Annotated in this window: 20 protein-coding genes and 1 other annotated feature; of the genes, 13 read left to right on the top strand and 7 right to left on the bottom strand. The window is 46.1% G+C overall.

Annotation, left to right across the window (positions count from 1 at the left end; all coding sequences use genetic code 11):
• Position 1: 1 nt before the first annotated feature.
• The 6 genes from noc to MZO40_RS09930 all read right to left on the bottom strand — a co-directional run bounded on the left by noc (position 2) and on the right by MZO40_RS09930 (position 9,990).
• The gene (noc, locus tag MZO40_RS09955) at positions 2–853 is read right to left on the bottom strand and encodes a nucleoid occlusion protein (RefSeq protein WP_105921044.1); all 852 of its coding nucleotides are present in this window, start codon (positions 851–853) and stop codon (positions 2–4) included.
• Positions 854–870: 17 nt separating this feature from the next.
• A complete protein-coding gene (gene rsmG / locus MZO40_RS09950) occupies positions 871–1,605 on the bottom strand; it encodes a 16S rRNA (guanine(527)-N(7))-methyltransferase RsmG (RefSeq protein WP_021337279.1) in 735 nt (244 codons plus the stop codon).
• A 1,273-nt stretch (positions 1,606–2,878) separates the two neighbouring features.
• Positions 2,879–4,162: a NupC/NupG family nucleoside CNT transporter gene (locus MZO40_RS09945; RefSeq protein WP_105962017.1), complete on the bottom strand. Its 1,284-nt coding sequence runs from the start codon at positions 4,160–4,162 to the stop codon at positions 2,879–2,881.
• A gap of 464 nt (positions 4,163–4,626) precedes the next feature.
• A complete protein-coding gene (locus tag MZO40_RS09940; protein ID WP_105961015.1) occupies positions 4,627–6,702 on the bottom strand; it encodes a hypothetical protein in 2,076 nt (691 codons plus the stop codon).
• A complete protein-coding gene (locus tag MZO40_RS09935) occupies positions 6,702–7,706 on the bottom strand; it encodes a glycosyltransferase family 2 protein (protein ID WP_105961014.1) in 1,005 nt (334 codons plus the stop codon). The genes MZO40_RS09940 and MZO40_RS09935 overlap by 1 nt, the downstream gene beginning before the upstream one ends.
• A 493-nt stretch (positions 7,707–8,199) precedes the next feature.
• Positions 8,200–9,990 carry a hypothetical protein gene (locus MZO40_RS09930; RefSeq protein ID WP_105961013.1) on the bottom strand — a complete coding sequence of 597 codons (1,791 nt, stop codon included), beginning with the start codon at positions 9,988–9,990 and terminating at the stop codon, positions 8,200–8,202.
• Between the two features lie 633 nt (positions 9,991–10,623).
• Here MZO40_RS09930 and MZO40_RS09925 point away from each other — a divergent pair.
• Positions 10,624–11,454 (top strand): alpha/beta hydrolase, encoded by an 831-nt coding sequence (locus MZO40_RS09925; RefSeq protein WP_105961012.1) that lies wholly within the window; start codon positions 10,624–10,626, stop codon positions 11,452–11,454.
• 889 nt (positions 11,455–12,343) lie between these two features.
• Here the strand turns inward: MZO40_RS09925 and MZO40_RS09920 are convergent.
• Positions 12,344–13,240: a LysR family transcriptional regulator gene (locus MZO40_RS09920; protein WP_050339860.1), complete on the bottom strand. Its 897-nt coding sequence runs from the start codon at positions 13,238–13,240 to the stop codon at positions 12,344–12,346.
• A 140-nt stretch (positions 13,241–13,380) separates the two neighbouring features.
• On the opposite strand from MZO40_RS09920, the gene MZO40_RS09915 reads away from it, so the two are divergent.
• The 12 genes from MZO40_RS09915 (at position 13,381) to MZO40_RS09860 (ending at position 24,050) form a co-directional block, all read left to right on the top strand.
• Complete coding sequence (locus tag MZO40_RS09915) at positions 13,381–14,607, top strand: PLP-dependent aminotransferase family protein (protein ID WP_105921672.1); 1,227 nt, start codon at positions 13,381–13,383, stop codon at positions 14,605–14,607.
• A gap of 544 nt (positions 14,608–15,151) precedes the next feature.
• Positions 15,152–15,952, top strand: a complete 801-nt coding sequence (locus MZO40_RS09910) for a transporter substrate-binding domain-containing protein (protein ID WP_050339862.1) — start codon at positions 15,152–15,154, stop codon at positions 15,950–15,952.
• Positions 15,953–16,017: 65 nt separating this feature from the next.
• Positions 16,018–16,725, top strand: coding sequence for an amino acid ABC transporter permease (locus MZO40_RS09905; protein WP_003639843.1), 708 nt, complete (start codon positions 16,018–16,020; stop codon positions 16,723–16,725).
• Positions 16,726–16,736: 11 nt separating this feature from the next.
• Positions 16,737–17,498 carry an amino acid ABC transporter ATP-binding protein gene (locus MZO40_RS09900; RefSeq protein ID WP_105921036.1) on the top strand — a complete coding sequence of 254 codons (762 nt, stop codon included), beginning with the start codon at positions 16,737–16,739 and terminating at the stop codon, positions 17,496–17,498.
• Between the two features lie 146 nt (positions 17,499–17,644).
• Positions 17,645–17,876, top strand: a binding site (T-box leader).
• 52 nt (positions 17,877–17,928) lie between these two features.
• On the top strand, positions 17,929–18,738 hold the full coding sequence (locus tag MZO40_RS09895; RefSeq protein ID WP_105921035.1) for a transporter substrate-binding domain-containing protein: 810 nt from the start codon (positions 17,929–17,931) through the stop codon (positions 18,736–18,738).
• Positions 18,739–19,044: 306 nt separating this feature from the next.
• Positions 19,045–19,932, top strand: coding sequence for an ABC transporter ATP-binding protein (locus MZO40_RS09890; RefSeq protein ID WP_252133255.1), 888 nt, complete (start codon positions 19,045–19,047; stop codon positions 19,930–19,932).
• Positions 19,922–20,662, top strand: a complete 741-nt coding sequence (locus tag MZO40_RS09885; protein ID WP_050339865.1) for an ABC transporter permease — start codon at positions 19,922–19,924, stop codon at positions 20,660–20,662. The genes MZO40_RS09890 and MZO40_RS09885 overlap by 11 nt, the downstream gene beginning before the upstream one ends.
• A 26-nt stretch (positions 20,663–20,688) precedes the next feature.
• A complete protein-coding gene (locus tag MZO40_RS09880) occupies positions 20,689–21,453 on the top strand; it encodes an ABC transporter permease (RefSeq protein ID WP_216681095.1) in 765 nt (254 codons plus the stop codon).
• A gap of 25 nt (positions 21,454–21,478) precedes the next feature.
• The gene (locus tag MZO40_RS09875; RefSeq protein WP_105961010.1) at positions 21,479–21,838 is read left to right on the top strand and encodes a helix-turn-helix domain-containing protein; all 360 of its coding nucleotides are present in this window, start codon (positions 21,479–21,481) and stop codon (positions 21,836–21,838) included.
• A 337-nt stretch (positions 21,839–22,175) separates the two neighbouring features.
• Positions 22,176–22,493, top strand: coding sequence for a PadR family transcriptional regulator (locus MZO40_RS09870; RefSeq protein ID WP_050339868.1), 318 nt, complete (start codon positions 22,176–22,178; stop codon positions 22,491–22,493).
• Positions 22,490–23,128: a DUF1700 domain-containing protein gene (locus MZO40_RS09865; RefSeq protein WP_252133254.1), complete on the top strand. Its 639-nt coding sequence runs from the start codon at positions 22,490–22,492 to the stop codon at positions 23,126–23,128. The genes MZO40_RS09870 and MZO40_RS09865 overlap by 4 nt, the downstream gene beginning before the upstream one ends.
• Complete coding sequence (locus MZO40_RS09860; protein WP_101874105.1) at positions 23,112–24,050, top strand: DUF4097 family beta strand repeat-containing protein; 939 nt, start codon at positions 23,112–23,114, stop codon at positions 24,048–24,050. The genes MZO40_RS09865 and MZO40_RS09860 overlap by 17 nt, the downstream gene beginning before the upstream one ends.
• Positions 24,051–24,078: the final 28 nt, after the last annotated feature.

Raw genomic sequence — 24,078 nt, 5'->3', positions numbered from 1 at the left:
ATTATTGATCACCCCTTGGTTGATTTTTTGGAATTTCAATTGTAATTCGATAGCCGTCCGTCGTCTCTTCCTCATGCGTTTTAACTGGAAGGCCGGCATCCGTGACCATCTTGATTGATTTTTTGATTGTGTTGACTGCAATGCGCGTATCGCCAGTCAACCCGCGCGCCCGCTTCCGTTTAGGTTTGGGCGGCGTTTGCTGTTTTGCGACTAACTGCTCAGTCTCCTTCACCGTCAGTTGGTCTGAGACGACCTGCTTCAAAACAGCTGGCTGTTGCGCCACGTCCAAATTGAGTAACGCACGGCCATGCCGTTCACTGATTTGACGTTGCAGTAGTGCGGTTTGGACGGGCTGGGCAAGCTTCAATAATCGCAGCTTGTTCGCTACTAATGACTGGCTCTTGCCCAATTCTTTCGCCAACGCGGACTGGGTCAAGTGATTGAGTTCCATCAATTCTTGATAAGCCCGAGCTTCTTCAATCGACGTCAAATCCTGGCGTTGCAGGTTTTCAATCAGCGCCATTGAAGCCGTCTCGCCATCGTCCATTTTCTGAATAATAGCGGGCACATCTGCCCAGTGCAGTGATGAAACGGCACGGAAACGGCGTTCACCCGCAATAATCTCGTATTTTTGAGGTTCATATTCTCGTAAGACGATCGGTTGTAACAACCCGTGGTCAGCAATCGTCGTCGCTAATTCGTTGATTCCAGCTTCATCGAAGACTTGCCGAGGTTGAAACCGGTTGGGAATAATGGCAGTGACCGGAATCCGAACGATTTGCTGGTCGGTCGGCGCTGCAGCCGTCTCATCTTTGTGTTTATCACGATTGGAACCAAATAAAGAAAATGCCATTGAAATACCTCCCCACCTTACATTGGCGCCGTTAACGGCTGTTTAGCCGGTGTTCCCGGTTTACGTGGATAACGTTTTGGCGACGGCTTGCGCTTGTCAATGACAATGATATGCCGCGGGTCATCCGTTACCGGCAGCGTAAAGGCCGTGTCCTGTACGATCTTCCCGCCTAATTGCTGTACCGCGTACGTCCCCTCCGCCGTTTCAGTCCGGGCATTGGCCGCCTTTAACGCCACCATCTGCCCGCCGACTTTCACTAGCGGCAAACATAGTTCACTCAGTACAGACAACCGCGCCACTGCACGGGCCGTTACCACATCGTAGCTTTCACGATGCACGGACTTCTTACCGGCAAACGTCTCCGCGCGATCGTGGAACAATTGAACGTCTTCCAAGTCTAGTTGTTGCACCAAATCCTTTAAGAAATTGATGCGCTTGTTCAACGAGTCAACGATCGTCACTTGTAGTTGTGGAAAAGCGATTTTCAATGGAATGGATGGAAAACCAGCCCCGGCACCCACATCACAAATCGTCAGTGGCTGTTCACGCAACGCCGGAACGTAAAATGCCGGTGTCAACGAATCATAAAAGTGTTTCAGATACACTTCTGGTTCGGCTGTAATCGTGGTGAGATTAAACTGCTGATTGGTTGCGACCAACAATTTGAAATACGTTGCAAATTGCGCCAATTGCTTCGCCGTTAACGCAATACCATGCTGAGCTAGCGCTTGTGTAAATTCTTCTGGATTCATTCGTAAATACTCCTTAAAAGGGTCACATTCGTCCTCTTTTTGTGAAACAACCTAATGTTTCACGTCACCTCATAACTTTAACGTAAATAGCACGCAAAATCAATGTTGCGGCCCGCCGATTTAATCGTGAAAAGCCTTGAAAAGACTACCTTTCCAGTCATCTTCCCTAGCGATATCGATTATGATTTTTTTCGCACCCCATTGCCGCCCTCCCGTTCTCACGATCACATCGCCCACACTGTCATATGCTCCGCTAATGATTACCAGTACTAATCACTGTTGAAACGTGCCGATTAGTTCAAAGTCAAAGGCGGCCAGCTGAGACCCGCTGGAAACAGCGCGAGTTACCCGTAAACATGCAGTGATAGGCTCGTCCTAAGCCGGCTTCCAGGCATTCTGGGCAATGGCCGGAACGTGGTGGACACAGATTTAAGCCGACAAATCACGTCTTAAATACTGGTCTTTCACTAACCAAGCACAAGACGCTTGCTAAGTGAAATTTCACCACTGGGCCTTGCCCCGAATACCTTCCAGCCGGGATGGTATTCGAAAGGCAGACATGTGCGAACCTAACTTTATGTTGAATTAGTCGTTGGTTTCTTGAAACAAAGGATTTCTGATATTCAACGGTCAGACTGGTTTCTAACAATCGCTAAACTTTCTTACCACGACTTAATACTTCTGACACGTGGTTTCACTAAATTTGTCAGAAATTTCTCTAGTCGTCTCAGATAACAAAGTCTTGAATTCTAAATGACGACAAGGTTATCGACTAATTTCAAGACTAGTTGCCATTGAGATGGGTAAATAATATTCAGGCAATCTTCTCAGTAACTAAATGCCATCAGTCATCATCCGTACTGATTAAGCCTTTACCTGAAGTGTCAGTCACTAAATATTCAGTGGTCAATTGAACCAATTTAGGTGGTCGTTCATCTGCCATTCGAACGGCTTCCCGACTGTAGGGGCTGGCTGACAATGCTCAGTAGCCAAATTATTCTTAGTCGGAAGTGATTTTCTTCCGGCTTAGAATAAGACTCGTATTTGAAATTGCGCAGTGATTTTCTGCGTGAGTTCAAATCGATGTCGGCTACGTTCCAGCAATTGTCAGCCGGCCCCGGAAGTCGAACTAAGGCGCGCACGTGCAGACGAACAAGCATCTGAACTAATCGGCACGTTTCAACAGTAAGTCATGCCAGCTACCGAAAAGCGTAATAAAAAAAGAGGCCAGCATATGCTGACGCTCTCCGTAATTAAATAATGACTGGTTGGTTTACCAAACGAATAGGCCAACGACACCAGCAGATAATAGTGAAACTAAAATACCAGATAATAGCATGTAACCGACGTTCCGTGAAATCAAGTCGTTCTTTTCACGACTAACGATTCCCTTGAAGGCCCCGATAATCATCCCAATCGTCGAGAAGTTCGCGAAGGAAGTTAAGAAGACCGTCAAGACTGCCCGGAAGTGAGGGGCATAATCATTGATTTTGCTGGTCACTTCACCCATGACAACGAATTCGTTGGTAACTAACTTGGTCCCCATGTATGAGGCCATTTGGAAGGCATCACTAGGATTGAACCCGAGTAACCAAGCAAACGGGAACATGATGACCCCAAAGATGTTTTCAAGTGATAAATTGCTGTTGATCAAACCTAATAATTTATCAATTAATTTCGCTAACGCAACGAAGGCGATAACGTTAGCAGCGATAATCAGAATCAAGCGCCCAGCGTCTAAAATTGAATCGCCTAAGAAAGAGAAGAATGGTTCGCGAGCTGGCTTAGCTTCTTTAACTTGTTCATGAGCTAATTCTTCAGAGCCGCTCGTTTCAGTGGTCTCGGTAGTTTCTTCAACAGCTGCGCTACCAGAGATTTTAGCAATGGTATCTTCTTCCGGCTTAACATCGACCGGATTCAGAATAGCAGCAATAATTGCGGCGTTTAAAACGTTCATTGGTACCGCAGTTAAAATAAACTGACCAGGCATCATCTTAATGTATGCCCCTAAGATTGACGCGGTCACACAACTCATTGACATCATTGCGATCGTCAAGTTCCGTTGCGCCTTCATCTGCTTCAACTGTAATTGTGAAACAGCGAGGGCTTCCGTGTTACCTAAGAACATCATTTCAACAACGAAGAATGATTCGAACTTTGGTTGGCCGGTAATGTAAGCTAACCCGCGGCCGACCCATTTGATAATCCATGGTAAAACGCCAATATAGGTCAAAATATCGAATAATGGCACAATCAACAAGATTGGTAATAATGAACTAGTGACAAAGTCCATCGACTTAACATTGACCCAACTAGCCAATGCGAAGGCGATCCCATCGTATGAAACATTAACGAGCCAAGTAAACCCATCCGCTGCCGCTTTGACCGCGTCAACACCGATTTGTGACCCCGTTAAGAACCATGCCAATAAGACTTCTAGTACTAACATGACACCAACTGAACGCCAGTTAATGGCGTGCTTTTGCTTGGAGAATAAGTAGGCAATGGCAATGAAAACCACGATCCCAATAATATTAACTACCAAGTTAAAGACCATGTGAATAATCCCTCTTCCCTATGAATGTAAGAAATATGACAAAACTACTTCTATTAATTTACCATTTAATGACCTGATGCGGTAGCACTTTTTAAAGAAAAGATTAAGTTCTTAAGTAGACCGTACCAATTTGGTAAAAAGGCCAATCCAGATTTGATAAGACGCCGTTAAAGCTTAACCCGCGCTTTCGGTTGATTGTCATTTTGAAAGCGTAAATTCAGTCCAGCTAGCTGCCATCTGCCATAGGTCACACGTTATCATTACTAGAATTTATTTATTACGCGTTAATATTTGATATTGCCGATAATTAAAACGTGTCAGTTTTCAGCGTTGTCAGTCGTCCCCGGAAGTCGAGAACGCCCTTCCCGACTGACAAACAGTAAACCCAAATACGATTCAATCACAAAAGGCCGTCTCAGTTAAAATACCGAGACAGCCTTTCACAAGACATTACTATATTCGTATTAAACCCGTTTGCGTTGATTTAGCTCATCAGCGGGACGATACCAGATACTGACTAGCACTAGCACCAGGAAAAGCCCCGTCATCGCCGCAATCGACTTATTGGGTGTTAACTTGATTTTTTGCGTTGGGTTCTTTGGCTTAAAGACCCGATTAACGTTCCATTGCATGGTCATTTGAGGTTGCTTGGTTATTGCGCCCGTGTCATTCGAAAAGTGCAGTAGCCCACTACCATAAAGTGCTGGCGTCTTACCATGATTAATGATCGTGACGTTCAGCTGCTTAGCATGGACCGCCCGATAATCGATCTGTTGTACCTTTTCAGCTTGACCCGTCACTCGTTTCAAGACGCTGCCTTGGTGCTTAACAACGATTGTCACGCGATTCTTCGACTTGGTGTGTAACACTAACTGATTGCTTTGTTCACCATGAAGTTGAACAACGAAGTGATCGCGCGTTTTAACGCCCAACGTATTTGGGGTGAAATAAGCCCCGTTTCCCTGCATCGCAATCGAGATCTGGTTCACGGTCACTTTTTTGCTCATCTGCATCAGATTCAGCATGCCAACCAAGGCGCCCAACATCAACACCCAACTGACCGCCAATCGTCGTTTGAAGTTCAAGGCCAGCGCTGGCATTGTGCTCCAGCCCTCACACCCGAGCAACATAATGATGGGTAATAATGGCAAGGCATAGCGCGGTTCAACTTCCCAAATAAGCACGTGAAAGGCCGTCAATCCAAGCAAAACTAAGCTGAGCATCGCCGTTGAAATCAAGTGTTTACGCTGCGTGAATAGTTGCCATATACTCCCAATCAGCAGGGCCAAATACCAGCTCTGTGTCAGCAATAATGCCCAGAATTTATAGTGCCGTTGGTGCAGAATATACCGTGAAGGCGCTTTGAGCCACTGAGCAATCAAATTGATGGCGTCGAAGTCACCATGACTATAAAACACGCCTAGTTTTTGATAAAAATGATCGACTAACCCAAGCGGTCCCATCTGCTCAACGCGTGACTTGATGGACTCAGCTGCCATTTTCTTCTTAGCAGCCTGAGTCTTCGTATTGCGAATCGGATAAAAATCGGCACCATGATATTGCCCCTGCGTATCCGGATTCAAGCTCATGGCAATCCAACTCGTGACCGGCGTGGCCAGCTCAGGATCCTTGACATAGCCGTTATGCTTAGCTGCCGTCGTCATCAACATCGTGATCAGGCCCAATGTCACGACACTGCCCACTAACCATTCAACAGCTAGTCGCCATCTGGTTTTGTCGAGCACCACCATCAGGCCGACCGTTAACAGGACCGCGATGATTAGCACCACTAGATTGCTCTTCATCACATAACCCATTGCGAGCAGTAACCAGGTCCCGACACCCGCAAGCCACCGTTGCCAGCCATGCTTGTTCACAAATAACCAGCCTAACGCCGCCACGTTTAACGCCAGTGGCATCACGAGGGCATCATTATATGGAAACACCCCGTAGCTATAGACGGGGATACTCAGCAGCCAAGTCAGCATCAACAATAACCCACTTGGACGCCAATGTTGCCAATGTTTGAGCAGCACCAATCCCGACAACAGTCCAGTATCGATCCACGCAAACCGCAACAGGTTCAGGATCATCCACGGTGCCTTGATGCCCATGCCTAACAAGAGCTTGATGAACACACTTTCCAGCAGCGCAGAATTCACATTATTAGGATAAACTTTGAAATAATACGCCCAGCGATGACTGCCTTGCGCGAGCGCAATCGCTTGGTTACGCACAAAGTAGACGTCGGCCCGCGTCGCATCGATAAAATGGACCGCCACCCACACTTGCGCAATCAGGATCAATCCGGCAATCCCATACAACCAGTAGCGATAAGTGCGCGCCGAAATGTTCTGACAGGCCTTTTTGATCGCGTTAAGTATCAGCAAGAAGCCTAGCGCCGTCACAATCAGAATGACTGGTTTTGCCCAGTCTTCCTTGTTGAAGAAGTCTGTCGGCATTAAAGCAGCCAGCAACAGAACGATACTTAAAACACCAGCGGCTAGCCAGTTGAAGCCAATCAATAACTTTCTAGTCACTAAGACGCACCTACCATTTCATTCAGCTGGGCTGTTTGAGCTGCTTGCTGTGTCGGCGTATAGTCATCTTGTTCGATAATATAACGCGGCCGGTGTTTGACCTCCGCATAAATCTTCCCGATATATTCGCCAATCACACTGATACCGACTAATTGAATGCCACCTAAAAACCATAAGCTGGTCATTAACGACGTCCAGCCGCTGATGACATTGCCGGTGAAGAAGCGGACGATGGCGTAAATGACCATGATGAGGCTAATCCCAATGACTAAAATTCCCAACGACATAATTGCTTTTACTGGTGCAATCGAAAATGAGGTAATACCGTCAAAAGCAAATGACAACATCTTTTTGAGTGGGTACTTAGTCTCACCCGCGAGTCGGGGTTTGCGTTGATAGTAAAGTTTTTCGGTATTAAAGCCCAATTGCGGTACAATGCCGCGCAGGAACAGATTGGTTTCTTGATATTCCATTAGTACGTCGATTGCGCGTCGTCCCAGCAGTCTGAAATCGGCATGGTCTGGGACCAATTGAACACCCATTTTCCCCATTAAGCCGTAAAATGCTTCGGCGGTCCACCGTTTAAAATGAGAATCGCTCGAACGATCATTGCGCACGCCTAAGACCACCTCATTGCCCTCCTGATAGCTCGCGACCATCTTAGGAATCAAGTTCTCGTCATCTTGCAAATCAGCATCAATCGTAATCACACAATCTGAGTACTTCCCCGCAACCTTCATTCCGGCCATTAACGCATTCTGATGACCAAAGTTCCGACTAAATTTTAACCCGGTAAACAACGCATTATCACGTTCTAATTGTTGGATCAATGACCAAGTCTTATCGCGACTACCATCATTGACAAACAAAATCTTACTCTTCTGACTTACCTGCTTAATGTCAATCATGTTCTGCAATATCTGACGTAGTGTCGCTGCCGAAGTCGGTAAAACTTCAGCCTCGTTATAGCATGGCACCACAATCGTGAGCGTTGTCAGCTTCATTCTTAATACTCCCCCTATAATAAACCGGTAAATTACGGCGTCATACATCGCCGCTACCTGCCCCTTATTTAATTCCTAACATCAACAAGCACTAAAGTTAAGCTTTTGCGTTCATCTTCGGTGCTTGCACACATAATATAACTATATTAAATCACTGACATAAGTTTTAAAAGGCACCATTGATATCAAACATTAATTAATAGTTTACACAGTTTTTATTTTAAAACTGAAAATGATGCCATGACTCGCCACGAACACAGCCGCATGTTATCATACTGCCACAATCATCAGTTGCTCAAAGGCAAGACTGACTAATTAATGACCGACTTGTATCGAACATAAAACAAAGAAAACCCGCGACCACTTTAGGTCCAAGATAGTTGTCCTCACACCTAGTCTTGGTTCATGAAAGTCGTCTCAGGTTTTCTTCACAACACCGTAATATTCAAATTAGAGCAGCATGATTTAGTAAGCGTTCAAACCAGTAAACTACTTAGTCAACTTCGGATTGCTTAATATCACGATGCTTAAGCCAGCCGCGCCAAATCAATGCAATCACGACGACGCCCCATGCCAGTACAGACCACCAGATACCGATTAACGTTAGCATCTTAGGCTGATATGACAATCTAATTTGGTTGATGCCCTTTTTCCCCTGAACTGTCGGCGTACTAATCAGAGAAGTCTTCAAACCGGTATGTGCCAGTGCTTTGTTATTTAGGTTAACTTGTGTATTGCCGTAAACAACCACGGGTACATTGATCTGATGCGCCTTTTTCTGTCGCCAAGTTAATTGTAAGACGCCGCCTGGCAACACTTGATGCTTGAAGTTTGATTTAGGCGCGATGACATACCGCACATAAGCACTATAGTAGTCATTTTTAGTTGAATACGCCCCTTTGATTGGCACGTAATCAGGTGTGCGTCGATCAACAACTCTAACTAACGCACTTTTGTCTCTCACATGAAATACTGGTTGTAAATCCGTAATCTTCTTGATTTGCTTCCCACGATAACGATGTGCATAGACGTTGTTATCATTGGTTGCGAGTCCAGCCGCAATACTCGTATTGGGATCACTTTGGCGTGCGACCAACGTGGCAGAAGTTACCGCTAATGAGGAAACCCCGGCAATCGCCAGCATCGTGACGGTCAACGCAATCCCCGACTGTGTCCAGTGGAAAAGCTGCTGTGCACGCAGTTCATGAACAATCAGCACATCACTGGCAAGCAAGAACGATAGTCCAGCAATAATAAACCGTCGTGGCAACTGCAGATAACTTTCCAGGGCTGGCCACTGTGTCCCAATGACTGTCCATGGGATAACGTTCGTCCCCAGAATGAGGTAAATCAATGACACAATAGTCAGCGTCCGTGCAAACCCAGATAATTTCTGCCAAAACAACACTAATGTCGCCAGTGCCATGTAGAAAAACAGGCTAATAATTGCAATGCTAAGTGGACTAGAATGGTCGGAATAAGGCACAATCGCATTAGTGACGCCATTAATTAATGGCAGATTTGTCGGTGGTAATAAATGGCTCCCCTGAAGCAATTCCAGGTACGGCAAGACCACGTTTAGACTCAACAACAAGGCGAGCAAGATTGCCAATCCTAAACGAGCAAGTGCTCGCCACTTCTCTTGCGTTTTGATTAAACCGATGACAAAAAATGGCACTAATGCCGGTAGCACCAACGCGGCTGAAATGATTTGTGCTTGTGCGATGATGGCAATAATGATCCCTAGTGCCAGCATTTCACGCGTCGACCAATTTCCCCTGTAGAAATCTACCATGAAACCAATCAATAATGGTACAAAAGCGACAGCCAACGCCCGCCAGCTGGTACTGTAAACAAAGCCATAGATCGAGAACGATGACAGGTAGATCCCCGCTAGCGCTACGCAAATACCAAAACTAAACTTTAACCGTTTTGCACCATAATACATTGAAATTCCGGCGATAAAGTTAACCAATATCATTGAAAACACTTGAAACTTGAACCAGGTTCCCGCAACGAGTAGGATGGCCCCAAATATTACCGTCAATAACGGGCTGTATACTTGGTTGACGATTCGGCCAGCCTGCTGAAACGAATACAGATTCAAAAAGCTGAAATTAGCATGTCTTAATTGCATCTCGGCTTCATAAATCCGATTATATTGAAAATAACTGTCAACACCCAAAATACCAACCTGGTTTAACGCAATCGGTAGTACGGCTAAGATTGCGATCACCAGAATGATTCCCCACGCGCGGCCTGTTCGCCGCCAACTTGCCCTCATAATAAAACAATCTCCTTTTTTATTAATATGTTCTAACAGCTTCAGTGAAAGTTAACTTAACTGACACCCCGCTACTGCTCTTCCTAAAAAGCGAAGCTCTCCGCGCACTCGCTTTGAAGACCAAATTATGACATTAACGATTCATTATATCAATACTACTTAACTAATGAAAATAGTGAACCATTTTGTGATCAACGCATCAAAAAAGCCCAATTCGCAATTAAATCGGGCTTTCCCGCACGGTTTCTCACGAGTATTCACCCCGCCAAATAACCAATGCCATAACTGAATATTCAGTTATCAAGTACTCGACAACTGCCGAGTGCCCCTGCCAAGGAACTTTATTATACCGCGTTTGGCAAGATTGGGAACTAATTAGTTGACCTTACCAGGAAAAGAGACTAAACTACGGACAATTAATGAAAGGGGGTGATGCTTTTTGAGTACCAAATGTAATCTTAAAGCATCAGTCTCTGCCCTGTTCGGAGCACAAGACTGATACCTTTAAGGAGTCCCAGCCAAATTTTGTTGGCTGGGACTTTTGCTGTCTTAAAGATGTAGAAACAGTTGCAAGTTTTGTGCGGGTAGCTTACATTTGAGATGAAGCTTATTCGAAAAGATGGAGTAGTGCATATGAAAGCAACAACGAAACAAGTCCTGACTGGTGCGGCTTGGTTGGCCGTCCTACTAGCCATGATTGGGGGCGTCATCTTGTGGCAACATCAAGTTCGTAAGGCCAAACCGGTCACAGCGGTAACAGTGACCTCAACTGAACGCATTCCAATGGTCTTACTACTAGATAGCCACTTGACGCATCAACAAAATCAACAATTAACGGCCAATATTCAACATAACAGTGCTTCACAAACGCTCGTCACGGCAAAAGCCAGCACCAATGGTACCGTGGTATTCAAAGGACAACTACTAAATAGCGACAATCGCCCTTACATTCAAGTGCAGTTGCCAACTGGCATCAGTACAACGAAAAAAGCGCAATTACTCAAACGGGTGCTCGGACTTGCTCAACAGCATTTCAAATTCCGGCGGTTCAACCTCGTCAGTTATGGCGATGGCGGACTAACCGCCACTTCTTACGTCGAACAGACCACGATTGCACTGACACCGCAACATTTGGTTTTAATCGCGACCCCTTTCAACGGGACCGGCTCACAAAACCGTCGTCGCAAAACAACGCCAGTGGCTGCAAAAAATCAGACAGCTGCGCTCAAGACACTGATTGCCAAGCGTAAGATCATCAATCCCAAGTTACAGGTATTGATCATTGCTGAAAAAAGTGCCAAATCCAAGCAAACGCTCCCGCTCCAAAGCGCTTTAGCCGGCCAATCGATTTTCAAACCGACTGTCAAACGCTATCAGCAACATGTCGTACGCACTTGGCGCACCGAATCCGGCATACTGAATAGTCGGCGCATTGGCAACATTATTCAATCCTTCATCAATTAAGCCTGTCAGTCAGGCGTACCATACTAATACCGTATCTAACAAACCGGCTCCCTGATTCGAGGGAGCCGGTTTTATATTCTTAATTGTGATTCGGAATTAATGATGATTAAAACGTGCTAGTTCTTAAGTTCAAATGCAGCCAGCTGAGAACCGCTGGAAAATGGGCGAGTTGGCGTAAACCTTCTGTGATAGACGCGTCCTAAGCCGTCTTCCAGGCATTCTAGGATTGTATTCGAAAGGCAGACATGTGCGAATTCAACTTTTGATGGACAGTCGTTGATTCTCAATAAACGGGTATTTTGAGATTCAACTGTGAGACTGGTCTCCAATGAGTTCTCGGCCAACTATTCTATGAACCATCAACTTTACTGGATTTTTCTAGGTTAAGCTGATGCCCTAAAGTCTTGAATTGGAAGACTAACGCGACTTTTCCGTCTAACCGTAAGCATGGTATTCAGCTAGTTTTCATTGAGGTAATCCATAATCTTCAGGCAATCTTCTCAGTATTAAATTGCCGTAAATCAGCGTTGCTGCTGATTCAAAAAGTTTGCCTGAAGGTCCAGTTTCTTAATGTTCCATAACCAATTGCACCAAGTTAGGTGGTCGTTCCTCCGCCATTCGAGCGGCTTCCCGACTGAAGGGGCTGGCTGACAATGCTCAAGGGCGAAGTTCTTCTTGTCCGGGCGGGTTTCCCGGGCTAGAAGAAGACTCGTATTTGAAATTGCGCAGTGTTTTTCTGCGTGAGTTCAAATCGATGTCCGCCCTGTTCCAGCAATTGTCAGCCGGCCCCGTAAGTCGGACTAGGACGCGCCCTCGGCAGACCAACAGCAAATCTACCCGCACTTTTTAATCATAATTCATGACATGCAGTTGACTGCAAGCTACCGTTCTATTGCCACAGCATCTGGTCTGGATATTCCTTGGTCAGAAACTGCTTGATGGCCCGAATCATCATCGCCGTTGAAGGGGCCGTCGCTTGCGTCTTGTTGGCAACTAGTGCAATTTCACGGTTATACGGTTCAGCGAAGGAAAACGTGTTGACATCCCCAGTTAGTTTGCGTAGCGCTAATTGCGGCAGGATCCCCATTCCTAGGCCGGATTCCACCATTGAAATAATCGATTGGTCATCAATGGAGAACCGCAAGAAATTATTGGTAACGTGGTAATGGTCCAGCGCCAGCTTCGTATCCCGGTCATAGTCACTTTGTTGCAGAATAAAGTTTTTGTCGGCCACATCGTCAGTCGTGATGTACTCCCCGTTTTCAGGAATGAAGTCTGCCGGCGTGACACAGTAGATTGGATCATTGATCAACGAATGAACGAGTAAATTCTCATTGACTGGCATCGACGTAAAGCCAATATCGATCGTCCCGATTTTGGCCCAGTTGGTTATTTCATTAAAATTACCTTGCATCACTGAAATCTCAATATCGGGATATTCACGGTTAAATTCGCGAATAATTCGGGGCAGCCAATTGATGCAAACACTACTAAAACCGCCGATTCGCACGGATCCGGAGTGCAGTCCTTGGATGTTATCAGCGACCTGTCGGAGGTTACTTTCGGTGTTCAAGATTTCCTGGACATACGGCAAAACCTGCCGACCATCACTAGTAAGTTCAACGCCTGAACGGTTCCGGATGAACAGCGGAAAACCGAGCTCCTTCTCTAATTGATTAATGGAATGACTGACCGCACTCGGCGTCACGTTAAGCGTCGCAGCGGCTTGGTAAAACGTATGTTGCGCAACTACAGTCGAAAAAACCTCATAAGCAAAGTTAGCCATCGTGTTTTTACCCTCCTTAGATGAATAGAATTCACTTAATATTGAAAAAGTTGAGTTTTACTAATCCCAAGGTTTATTTTATCATATTGATAATCAAAGAAAACAGTTTAAGGACAAAAAATTGAGTGGGGGAAATTATCATGAAAAACTTATTTGCGAACCGTGTGTTAAACAACGACACTTCAGACCTCGATGAAATCTTCAAGAATAGTGCAAACCCGGAAAACATTTCCTTCGCTGGCGGTTTTCCGGACCAGCACCTCTTTCCGGATGACGATTTGAAACAAGCTTATCGTGACGCCATCGAACAAGACGGCCAGGGCATCTTCCAATATTCATCCACGCAAGGGCTACCGGCACTACGGCAAAAAATCGCTGACCGCATGGCAACTCATGCGGATGTGCAAGTCAGTGCTGACAACGTCCTAATGACTCAAGGTGGGCAACAAGCCATCGACCTAGTTGCAAAACTACTATTAAACCACGGCGATGCAATGGTCGTTGAAGGTCCAACCTACATGGGAGCCCTCGCCGCCTTTGACACTTACGAACCAACTTATTATGAAATTCCAGTGGATGATAATGGCATGAACATTCGGCAACTTCGCAAGACCTTGAAAGCTCATCCTGAAATCAAATTGATTTATACGATTCCTGACTTCCACAACCCGACCGGGACGACGATGAGTGCCAAACGTCGCCAAGCAATGGTTGCTCTTGCTAATCAATATGATGTCATTATTTTGGAAGACAGCCCATACCGGGACCTTCGTTATAGCGGGCAAAACATTCCTGCCATCAAGCATTACGATACTGAAGGTCGGGTCATCTTTATCTCCAGTTTTTCCAAGATTCTCTCACCCGCTTTGCGGACGGGCTGGATCGTGGCGAGTGACACCATCATGCAAGAATTGGTCGGACTAAAATCCGCCATCGATGTCCAATCACCAAATGTGACTTTAGCGGCCATCAACAGCTACCTAGACAGCCACGACATCGATGAACACGTCGCAGCGATTAGTGGTGCATATCGGACAAAACGCGACGCGATGCTGACGGCACTCGATAACTACTTCCCAAAGAACGTGCAATACACGCGGCCAAACGGTGGTTTCTTCATCTGGGTCACCTTACCAGCTGGCGTGGACGCCAAAGCCCTATTAAATGACGTGGTTCTGCCACAGGCGCACGTCGCTTACGTCCCAGCGGCTTGCCAATTTGCTAGCCGTGCAGTCACGAACGGATTCCGCTTGAACTTTACCAACTCCGACGTGGCAACCATCACGCAAGGCATCCAGCGACTTGGACAAATTCTCCAACCGGTTCAAGTCACGGTACCAACGACTGCCTTGGCAACACCATTCTAATTAGCCCACTCAAAATGCGACGACGGTCAACCACGACTGCCGCCGCATTTTTCATTCTAAGGAAGGTAGATCTGAAAATACCATCGTTTTTCGTGGCCTGAGATTGTAGTGACCACGACTGACCACAGCATCCGCTCACCAACTCATATTAATGGTGCATTCCCAACCGGTGCTGGCCGCCAAGCCAGCGTTGGTCTAGCACTAGTTCGTCATCTAGTCCCAATCGTATCGCGCCGGTTCGTCATGTGGGCTGACGCCTCTTCCACCGTCAAGCCAACTAGTGACTGAAGCGCCGTGACGATTGCCAGTTAGCGGGTAAACTTTTACACATCCTCGCTGTCAATGGCCAAATAGCCGTTGTAGCAACTACGAACCACCTTTTGGCCGCCAAAAAAGGTTTGACAGTCCTGCGCCGATTCGCTACACTAACGCTATACTAGCCGATTATGAAATAAGCATTGGAGATCCAATGCTTATTTTTTGTTAACAGATTCATTTTCGGATAAACTAGGAGTGTCGTGAAAAATTTCTAGGAGTGTGAATCATGAGAACATGGGTTAAAAAATTAGGTGTTGCGATTTTGGGGCTCGGGTTAGCCGTCACGTTGACCGCCTGTGGAAGCAACTCTAGTAGCAGTAAGTCCAGCGACTTAGGGCTACAAAAATCGGGGACGTTGACGATTGGTTTGGAAGGCACCTTCCAACCTTATAGTTACCGTAAAGATGGTAAGTTAACTGGCTTTGAAGTTGAACTTGGTAAAGCTGTCGCCAAGAAGATGGGCTTAAAAGCTAAGTTCGTCCCAACGAAGTTCGATTCATTAGTTGCCGGACTGGACACCAACAAGTTTGACGTCGTGATGAATAACATGTCTGAAACGGCTGCACGTAAGAAGAAGTACCTCTTCTCAACGCCGTACATTTATTCTAAGTCCCAACTGGCAGTCAAGAAGAACTCAAGCATCAGCAAGATTACCCAGATCAAGGGTAAGAAAGTGGCACAAACGACCACTAGTAACAACGCTACAGATGCGAAACGTTTAGGCGCGACCGTTACCCCAACCGACAGTTTCCAACAATCGATTGAGTTAGTTGAACAAGGGCGGGCTGCTGGGACTATTAACTCCCGGGAATCCTTCTATGCTTACTTGAAGCAGAACCCGAAAGCCAACATTAAGTTGATCAATTCTGGTGACCAGATTGCCGTTCAAAAAATCGGTGCGATCGTCACTAAGGAACATCCAAAGCTCCAGAAGCAAATTTCAAAAGCCATCCAAGAACTTCGTAAGGATGGAACCTTGAAGAAATTGTCTAACAAGTACTTTGGTGGTAACGTTACTGACAAGTAATGACCACGCCCGCGATTCACGCGGGATACATAGCACCATAATCTAACTATCACAGGAGGCACCCTATGGATTCAATCTGGCACATTATCGTTACATCGACCCCTCAAATCGTTGCGGCAGGGATCAAATACACCATTCCGATTGCCATTATTTCATTTATTCTCGGTTTGATTCTGGCCGTTTTTACCGCACTCGTCAAAATCTCGACTCGGCGCGGCTGGTTCTTGATTCTCAAAGCTATCGCTAACTTTTACGTCTGGCTCTTCCGGAGCACACCACTGCTAGTTCAACTCTTTATCGTCTACTTTGGTTTACCCTACCTCAAAATCAAGGGTGTTTTTCCAAACGGGATTCAGTTGGACCCCTGGACTGCCGGTATCGCGACCTTCTCGTTAAACACCGGGGCTTACTGTGCTGAAACGATTCGGGCCGCGATTCTCTCGATTCCTGAAGGTCAGTGGGAAGCCGCCTATTCCATCGGGATGACTAAGTCGCAAGTCCTTAAACGCATCATTTTGCCACAGGCCGCTCGCGTCTCACTACCCCCACTGGCCAACAGTTTCATCAGTCTGGTGAAGGATACGTCACTGGCCGCTTCAATCACGATCATCGAAATGTTCGAAGTTAGTCAACAGATTGCCGCGCAGAACTACCAACCACTCGTGATGTACTCGCTGGTTGCCGCGCTGTACGCGATTTTATGTACGATTCTCAGCTGGCTACAAGGCTACTTGGAAAAACGGACGTCCCGCTACTTACGGCCACTTAACTAGGAGGTTGCACAATGATCAAGTTAGAGCATCTTAATAAGACGTTTGGCAATCACCAGGCGTTAACTGACATCAATACTGAGTTCAAGGAACATCAAACGACCGTTATCGTCGGGCCTTCCGGGTCTGGTAAGTCGACTTTACTCCGGTCCCTCAACTTACTGGAGCGCCCTGAAAACGGCTTATATCACTTCAACGACGAAACGATTGACTTCACTAAGCCGCTGACGAGCAAAACGATTCTGACGATTCGGCGCAAGACTGGGATGGTCTTTCAAGGCTACAACCTCTTCCCCCACCTCAGCGTGTTGAAAAACGTGATGGAAGGCCCCGTACAGGTATTGAAACAAGACGCTGCGGCTGCCCAAAAAACGGCCTTAGACCTACTGGACAAAGTCGGCTTACAGGATAAGGCGGACGCTTACCCCGGCCAACTATCTGGTGGGCAACAACAACGGGTGGCGATCGCGCGCTCACTCGCGATGAATCCCGAATATATTTTACTGGACGAACCCACGAGTGCCTTGGACCCTGAGTTAGAAGCTGGCGTCCTCCGCGTGCTATTGGCGCTGGCTCAAGAACAAGATTCGATGATCATTGTGACGCATAACATGGAATTTGCACGGGCGGTGGCCGACAAGATTCTGTTTGTCGAAGACGGTAAGATCTTATTCGACGGCACACCCGCAGAATTCTTCAAACAACCGACCCAACGAATTGCCGACTTCTTGGCCGCAATGACCTTTACGACGATTTCGGACAAGGCCAACCAATAAACTAAATTAGATTTTGTTCGGCGTCCATCCCAACGCATCTCGCCTGGGCTGGGCGTCTTTTTTTGTCTAAAATGATAATATCGTTAATCAAAGATGGCAAAATGATTTGACAATTATCATTTACTCTTGTAAACTAGCCTCAATATCAAAACGTTGTGATGAGATGAGTAGCGGAATAATCACGCTTAGCGAGCCGTTGGTTGGTGAGAAACGGTCGGATTATGCCGCGAAGATGGTCTCTAAATGGTGCTGGTGAGCAGTTGCAAGCCAGTGACGTGTCGTACCCGTTAGCGTACTGAGTTAATTAACTCATAGAGCCAGGCGTCGTGCACGCGCTTGGAAACTAAGGTGGTACCACGATCAGCAGTCGTCCTTTTTGACAGGATGACTGCTGATTTTTTTAATCACAACACATTACGGGGGTAATTTCATGAAAAAATGGCTTAAAACCATTGCGTTAGCACTTTTTGGACTTGCATTGACCGTGACCTTAACGGCTTGCGGCAGCTCTAGTTCTTCCAAATCTTCTTCAGCCAGCAGTCAGTTAGACTTGCAGAAGAGTGGCACCTTAACAATTGGTTTGGAAGGCACCTTCCAACCTTACAGTTACCGCAAAGACGGCAAGTTGACCGGCTTTGAAGTCGACCTCGGCAAAGCGGTTGCCAAGAAATTAGGCTTAAAAGCCAAGTTCGTCCCAACCAAGTTTGATTCACTGATTGCCGGACTCGATGTCGATAAGTATGACGTGGTCATCAACGACATTGCCGAAACGGCACAACGTAAACAAAAGTACCTCTTCTCAACGCCTTATATCTATTCGAAATCACAATTGGCCGTTAAGAAGAATTCATCCATCAATAAGATCACAGACATTAAGGGTAAGAAAGTCGCCCAAACGACGACCAGTAATAATGCGACCGACGCGAAACGTTTAGGCGCGACCGTGACGCCAACTGACGGCTTCCAGCAATCGATCGACCTGGTCAATCAAGGCCGTGTCGCTGGGACCATCAATTCACGGGAAGCCTTCTACGCTTACTTCAAGCAGAACCCAAAGGCCAACTTGAAATTGATCAGTGGCGGTTCTGAAATCAAGACACAAAAGATTGGCGCCATCCTCACTAAGAAGCACGCCAAACTCCAAAAACAAATCTCCAAAGCCATTCAAGAACTCCGGAAAGACGGGACCTTGAAGAAACTTTCTAACAAGTACTTTGGTGGCAACGTGACGGATAAATAAGTTGTCTGGTTAGCTAAAGCAAAACACGACTGAAAAGTCCCACTAGAAGTTTTCTAGTGGGACTTTTTGGTCTCATCACCTGTTTCAGATCATCTTGTTTGATAATTACCGGGCAACCTATCTAACCGCGTCACACCAGCATTTCGGTGCCTTTATGCCACGCCAAGTTGCGCTACTTCTCCTTTCATTTGCGGCCATGTTACGTTTAACCGCTTGAAGGTAACGGGGTAAAAAGCCACGCTGGATGTAGCGAAGCGATTGAAGCATTCAATCGTAAATCAACTTAGAATTTGGAGATGATGGATAATGTTAGAGCTTCAAGACGTTAGTACCTTTATCCGACGAAAACCGATAGTAATGCACGCGACGTTTGATATTTCACCAGGTCAGATTGTCGGGCTGATTGGACCAAATGGTGCGGGTAAAACTACCATTATGAAAACCATTCTGGGATTAACAAAATTTACTGGGACGATTCGCATTAATCAAATGCTGGTCACCGAAAATAATCATAGCGCGTTAACCCACGTCGGTGCCTTGATCGAGCATCCGGCCATTTACCCGTTCCTCACAGGCCGGCAAAACCTAACGTTATACTCGCATGACCAGACTGACCTGATGCAGTTAGTAACACAATTAGAATTAACGCCCTACATTGACAGACCAGCCAAAGATTACTCCTTGGGTATGAAGCAAAAATTAGGGATCGCCATTGCCCTGCTGAATCAGCCACAACTCGTCATTCTAGATGAACCGATGAATGGTCTCGATATTGAAGCGACGATTTTAGTAAGAAATCTGATCAAGCAACATGCAGCTCAGGGGACGACTTTTCTGATTAGTAGCCATATTTTAAGTGAGTTGCAGAAAATCATGACCCGCATCATTCTCGTCAACAACGGCCAAATTATCATTAATCAGCCAATCATCACCTTTAACCAGCTCCATCAAACGCAGTATCGATTACTGACAAACGATCCATCACGAACGATAACCGCACTTCAAAATGCGCAGGTGGCATTTACAGTCGAGGCCCCTTATTTGATTATCAAGCAAGCTGACCGAATTAATAGTCAAAAGATTCTGCGTCAAGACGACCTCTACTTAACTGAGCTGACACCAGTCGAAACGAGTTTTGAAAAACTGATCGTTACTATCCTGGAAAACCAACGAGGCCTTCATCATGAAAACTAATCTCAGGATTGAATTATATAAGTTTATTCATCAAAAGAACGGTTTGTGGGGCCTCCTAGTCCTACCCCTTTTGATGATTTACAGTGGCCAAACGACACGACTATCATCCCAACTTATCACGTTTGAATTTGGGGCACCCCAGTGGATAACACTCATTTTGATTGCGGTCGGTTCCGCATTTCTATCAATGGAATATCGCTACCGCACCATTGTGCCATTAGTCTACAAGAGTACTAGTAAACGTGCGATTTACGGTGCTAAACTAATCGTTATTTTAGGCTACGGCTTGTTACTGACAGTCGTTTCCGCTTTAATCACGATGATCCTAAAGCCAATTTTTACCGGGGACCGCTACCCTTGGACGCCACAATTAGTGCAGACCGTCCTGATCAATAATACCAGCACCCTGCTTTACTCATTTTTCTTAATCACGTTGGCCTTCATGTTACTAATGGTGATTCAGGTCAACGCCGCCGTCATTGGTATCGGCCTAATCATCGTCTTTTGGGGTGCCAGTCTCTCAGTCGCAATCATCAAGACCTTTTCGTCATTAGCAGGCATTCTAAAGTGGAACCCCTTCAACATGGTCTTTGTGACCCAGCAATTATCATCACCAGCTTATGCAGACCTGTCACTGTTAACAAATAGCCAACTCGTTCTCGGAACGCTCGTCTATAGCATCATCTTTCTAATAATTGGCTATCATCAATTTAAAGTTCGTGCGATTTAATTAATTTTGAAAGGAGCCTCGTTATGTTGCGCCGCAATCTCTACCAAGAGTTCTACAAACTAGGCCATCGAAAAATCACGTGGTGGGCACCAATTATCTTATTGCTTTTAATGGTGATCACCGGATACGGAATCGGTTACAATGAAGGTAAGCTATTAACTGTGACAAACTACAACTCGCCGGACTGGATCATCTTATTACTAGTCGTGGTGGGCGCGACGACCTTTTCGATGGAGTTTCAAAACAACGCGATTCTAACCTTATTAACCAAATCACCCAATAAAGCGATTGTTTACCTCTCCAAATATCTGGTGCTGTTCTGCTACGATTGTTTTCTCCACGCCATCGCCATCTTATTTACGATTGGCCTCAGATATGCGCCCTTAAACTCGCACGTGTCCTGGTCCACCATTTACCTTTACCATGAGCCACTCTGGGAAAATATGTTGAAAACCGTTGGCGTGGATTTACTAACGACAATGTTCATCATTAGTTTAGTTTTCTTACTTTCGTGCCTGATCAACAGTAATGCCACCGTAACGATTATCAGCCTGCTGATTGTCTTTATGGGCCAATTTGTCTCTAGTTCACTTTTAAATTACCGGGATTGGCTGCCGCTTATCAAATGGAATCCATTCAACATGATTAACCTAACTCGGGAATACTATAACTACGTGACCTACTATGCGACGAGCCAGTTATCCAACGCACAATTACTAACGGGAACCTTGTGCTACACCTTACTGTTCGTTACTTTAGGCTACTTGATTTTCAGAAAAAAATATTTCTAACACTACTTATTTGGAGGACGCTACCATGAATCAATTCCCCACCCAACTAAAAAAACTTCGCAAATCAACTAACACGACCCAGGACGACTTAGCGACGAAACTATTTGTCTCGCGCCAGGCGATTTCAAAGTGGGAAGCCGGTGATTCAACCCCCGACCTCACCAACTTGATTAAGCTCACCGATATCTTTAACGTCGGTTTAGATACACTGGTCTTTGGCGCAAAACCGGAAGAAAAAGTCGATTCGACCGAATTCGTCTTTGACCCCAAGCACAACCGCTACGTCCGTAAATTAGGCAAAATGAACATTTGGGACTTCTTAGCTGGTTACTGGTGGGCGATTCTACTGATTGTCTTCGTGATTGGTTTCTTTTCAGCATTCTGACAGAAACCAGTTTGTTTTGCCTATTCTATTAACGTGTTATTAGTTAAAATGGCGGCCGATCTTCTTGACCGTCTTTTTGTGTGACCGCAAATTGTTGACGATCACGCTAGTATCACGATTTACCGTTTAATAGGTTGTCCCCACTGACTCCGGCTTAATTGGCAGTCTAGACGCAACAAACAACCGGCCAACTGATTGCCCTGTTTTAGTTATCCAAAATCCCCTAGCTGCCAAGGATCAACAACTCACGATTCCCGTTTGACAATCCCCAACTACGACCTGTATACTACTCTGTGAACGATACTATACGACGTATAATATAACAGGAGGGATAATAATGGCGATTCAAATCAGTTCTGAGCTTCTCGACGGCTGCGTGCTCGCTTGTCTTAAAGACCAGGATTACTACGGTTATGCACTGACCCAGCGACTACAGGCAGCCATTAAGGTCTCTGAATCCACACTGTACCCAGTGTTACGACGACTGAAAAAGAATGGCTGGGTCACCACTTATGACCAGGCCTATCAAGGGCGCAACCGCCGTTATTATCAAATTTCTAGCGCGGGGTTGACCCAACTGGCCACGATTCAGACCGAGTGGCAGACGTATTACCTAGCTATCAATCAACTATTACAGGGGGAGGATCACCGATGAACGACTACTTATCCAAATTTGAAGCCTTACTCGTTCAGCTGACCGACGACGAACGCGATGAGGTTGTTGAATTTTATCGCGAATATCTGCTCGACGCGGGCATCGACAATTACGATGACTGTGTGGCTGAATTAGGGTTACCCAAGCAGTTAGCGCGCAAGGTGCTGGCGGATTATTCCATTCGCTTCAACGAGAATCTCAGTGCCAATACATCCAAACGGCAAAAATCACAAGCTAACGTCCGCACGATCTGGTTGATTGTTCTGGCATTACTCTCAACGCCAATCACCATTCCGGCCCTGATTACAATTCTGGCCGTGTTCTTTGCCATCGCCGTGTCGGCCTTTGCCGTTATTATCGCGGTCGGTGCCATCCTAGTAGCCGTCACCCTATTAGCTTTCGCCATGTTGACCGCTGGAATCGGGGTCTTCGGTCAGTCACTCTGGGTTGCCCTATTCTATCTCGGTAGCGGACTCGCGATTATTGGTGCGGAATTATTGATCATGCCACTCTTCATCTGGCTCATCAGTTTGATTATTCAAGGGATCGCCAAAATCGTGCAAAACTTATACCACCGGTTCGTCAAGAAGAATCGTGCAGAGAGAGGAGGTCGTCATCATGCGAAAGACAATTAGAATTGGCGTTGTTTTATTAGTGTTGGGCCTCATCTTAACGATGTTTGGCATCGCTAATAACGGGATTCAAAGCATTTATTGGGAACAAGGCTTTCATATCGTGCGTCATCGCAGTCGTAGTTACCACGTTAGTCAGTTGAAGGAAATCACGCTTGATACCAGCAGCAATATCATCATCAAGCAAGGGACGAGCACCAAGATTACCGTGACGGCCGCCCGCACGTTTCCAAAAATCAAAACTAGTCACGGGCATTTGACGATTACCTCGACTGCCGACGATTCGCACAGTGTCGGCTTCATGTTCGGCAACGCTGGTCAATATACCGATACGACGACCATTACGGTTCCTAAGGGGACTACGGTTGAAAAAGTGACCGCTGAATCCGATCAGACCGGCAACCTGTCCTTACAAAATGTGACTGTCGACCAATTAAACGTGTTCAACGATGATGCTGACGTTAATTTGAGCAACGTTAAAATCAATCAGTCCATGGCGTTATCAGGTGGCAACATCCGTTTATCACGGGTCTCGGCCCCTAGTCTGCAAATTGCCGGTGACCCCGATGTCAGCGTCACTAACAGCCACTTCACCACCGCAGCTTCTAAAATCACGACCGATGAAGGTGATATTCACCTGACCAACAACCGGTTCAAAGCCCTGCGGATGACTACTAGTGATGGCGACATCTTGTTCAATAATAATCGGATCACAGACAGTCTGTCGGCTTCAACCAGTGACGGCGACATCCGTGGAACGGCACCCCGGACAACGGGGATTCACGCTAACACCAGCGACGGCGACCTCAATATCTTCGGCCACCATGCCAATGACAACGGCGTCTACCAAGTGAATCCGTCCGCTGCCAGCCAGTATCGACTTTCAACCAACGACGGCGATATTACGGTTACCAGCAGTAATTAACCACCCTTGATTTCTCACCAAACCCAAA

The organism is Lactiplantibacillus sp. B652 (assembly GCF_023806745.1).
GTDB classification, from domain to species: Bacteria; Bacillota; Bacilli; order Lactobacillales; family Lactobacillaceae; genus Lactiplantibacillus; species Lactiplantibacillus pentosus.
The sequence above is the reverse complement of the archived record's forward strand: the minus strand, read 5'-3'. Positions and strand labels throughout refer to the sequence as shown.